At 59.4% G+C, this 2,597-nt stretch carries 3 protein-coding genes and 1 pseudogene; all 4 read right to left on the reverse strand.

Annotated elements, in window-relative coordinates; all coding sequences use genetic code 11:
* Positions 1–496 (reverse strand): AAA family ATPase (locus ABI546_RS04310; protein WP_348044461.1); only part of this gene is annotated, 496 nt, incomplete at its 3' end.
* Positions 497–541: 45 nt separating this feature from the next.
* Complete coding sequence (locus ABI546_RS04315; RefSeq protein WP_348044463.1) at positions 542–1,168, reverse strand: LysE family transporter; 627 nt, start codon at positions 1,166–1,168, stop codon at positions 542–544.
* Positions 1,169–1,356: 188 nt separating this feature from the next.
* The gene (rsmG, locus tag ABI546_RS04320) at positions 1,357–2,022 is read right to left on the reverse strand and encodes a 16S rRNA (guanine(527)-N(7))-methyltransferase RsmG (RefSeq protein WP_348044465.1); all 666 of its coding nucleotides are present in this window, start codon (positions 2,020–2,022) and stop codon (positions 1,357–1,359) included.
* A pseudogene (gidA, locus tag ABI546_RS04325) lies at positions 2,022–2,597 on the reverse strand (tRNA uridine-5-carboxymethylaminomethyl(34) synthesis enzyme MnmG); the annotation flags it as partial. The pseudogene gidA and the gene rsmG, both read right to left, overlap by 1 nt.

A 2,597-nucleotide genomic window follows, 5' to 3' on the forward strand; every position in this document is an offset into this window, starting at 1 on the left:
TGATGGTGTTGACCAGATCGGTCAGGCCTTCGAGCGCGAAGTACTCGCACTGCATGGGTACGACCACGCCGTGCGCGCAGCACAGGCCGTTAAGCGTCAGCATGCTAAGCGAAGGCGGGCAATCGATCAGCACAAAATCATATTGGCTGTCGACCTCGGCCAGTGCGAGCTTCAGGCGCTTTTCGCGGCGCTCGACATCGACCAGCTCGACCTCGGCACCGGCCAGTTCGCGGTTCGCGCCCAGCACGTCGTAGCCGCACTTTTCACTGTGCACGCGAGCTTCAGCCACCGAGGCCGATTCGAGCAGCACGTCGTACACCGTCATCTCCAGCTTGCGCTTGTCGACACCCGATCCCATGGTGGCATTGCCCTGCGGATCCAGGTCGATCATGAGCACCCGCTGACCGACTTTGGCCAGACCCGCGGCCAAATTCACCGTCGTTGTTGTCTTCCCTACCCCACCCTTTTGGTTGGCTACGCAGAATATTTTTGCCATGTGTGCTTTTAGTTTTTTTCGGAGGATGCGAAACGCGAGGGGGGCTTACTTGGAGACCGCGAGCTTGAGGCCAAAGCCAATCAGGAATACGCCCGCCAGTTTGTTCAGGACGGAGGTGATTTTGGGGTTGGCGCGAATGCGTTCGGCCAGGTGATAAGTGATCATCACCGAGGTCAGGCCATACAGAAAAGTCAGCCCGGCAATCGTCGCCGCCATGACGGCGAAAGTCTTCAGACCCTGGTGCAGGGCCGGGTCCACGAAGAGCGGGAAAAAGGCCATGTAGAAAACAATCGCTTTAGGGTTCAGCAAGGTGATCATCATCGCCTGCTGAAAGTAGTGGCGCGGCTTGATGTTGAGCAGTGGCGCGTCGCCGGGCTTGGCCATCAGCATCTTGATGCCCAGCCAGGCCAGGTAAGCGGCGCCCGCCCATTGGACGATATGGAAAGCCGTGGGGTACGCCGCCATGATGGCCGACACCCCGGCGACTGCCGCCCAGAGCAAAACCTGGTCGCCGGCGATCACGCCGAAAGTCGCACCCAAGCCACCCGCGATGCCGCCTTTGCTGGTCGAGGTGATCAGCGCCAGGTTGCCCGGGCCGGGGATCAGCAAAAACACAATGATCGCGACGACAAAAGCACCGTAGTCAGCAATACCGACAAATGAGCCCAACATGGAGGTTCTCCGGAAAGTATAGGGAGAGAAGAGAAACGAGAACTGGAGTTTACGACAGGGGTGTGCCGCCTGAAGGCGAAAAGGGGCGGACGAGCCTTGATTCGCATCCACGAGGGTTTCTTTTTGTGCCCGAGCAACGGACGAACAGCGAATACCGCAGCAGGCCGCCCCGCCTCCCACCTCGATTTTCAGCTTTGAATTTCGGATTTCGCCCGCATCCAGACAATGCAACGCTCGGCATTCAGCCCTGGAACCTGCAGTTGTTCCACGTGAAACACGTCGACTCCGGCCGGCAAGGCGGCGATTTCGTCCGCCGGGTGCTTGCCCTTCATCGCCATCCAGGCACCCTGCTGAACCAACGCACCCGTAGACCAATTGGTGAAATCGACCAGCGAAGCAAAGGCCCGGGAGCAAATCACGTCAAACAGGTGAGTGATGGTTTCGACCCGGGCATGCAAACCCGAGAGGTTCGGAAGCTTCAAAGCCAGCGCCGCCTGTTTAATAAAAGCGGCCTTTTTAGCCACTGTGTCGACGCAAGTTACCGCCACACTGGGGCAACAAATGGCAATAACGACACCCGGAAGGCCGGCGCCCGAACCCACGTCCAGCAAACGAACGCCCTGCCCCAATCCGGTTTTTTCCAGATAACGCTGCAGCGGAAGAACTGCCGCCAGACTGTCCAGCAGATGGTGGGTCATCATTTCCGCCGGGTCGCGCACAGCCGTGAGGTTGTAAACCTTGGTCCATTTGCCGATCAGGTCCTGGTAATCCAGCAGTTGGCCGACCTGGGCGTCGCCCAAATCCAGTTGCAACGCCTTGAGGCCGGCGCGCAATTCCCGTTCACCGCTCCGCATCAGGCTTGGGCTTTTTCGGTGGAAGCGTCGGTTGCCTGAAGCGCGACCGTATTTTTCCAGAGGTTTTTCTTCAGGTGCACCAGCAACAAAGATACGGTGGCCGGCGTGATACCCGAGATGCGCGAGGCCAAGCCCAAGGTTTCGGGCCGGTGTTTGGCCAGGGTCTGGCGCGCTTCAAAGCTCAGCGCCGGCACCTGCAGGTAGTCCAGGTCGGTGGGCAGTTTGAGGTTTTCGTAATGCGCCGCCCGCTCGACTTCCGTCTTTTGCAGGTCGATATAGCCCGCGTACTTGGCCGTGATCTCGATCTGCTCGATCACGCTCTTCGTCATTTCCGCCAGATCGTCGCTGGCGGCCGCTTCGGCTGCCAGTTCTGGGTTGGCGTACTTGCCCTCCTCCAGCGACATCAACCCGGCATAGTTCACATCTGGGCGGCGCAGCAAGTCCAGCAGGTTGTACTCGCGTTCGATGGATTTGCCCAGAACGCGTTCGGCTTCGGCCACCGGCAGGTTGTTCGGGTTGACCCAGATCGCCCGAAGCCGGGCTGTTTCACGTGAAACAGTGTCGCGCTTGCGGTT

Source organism: Polaromonas sp., assembly GCF_039932935.1.
Classification (GTDB): Bacteria; Pseudomonadota; Gammaproteobacteria; order Burkholderiales; family Burkholderiaceae_C; genus Polaromonas.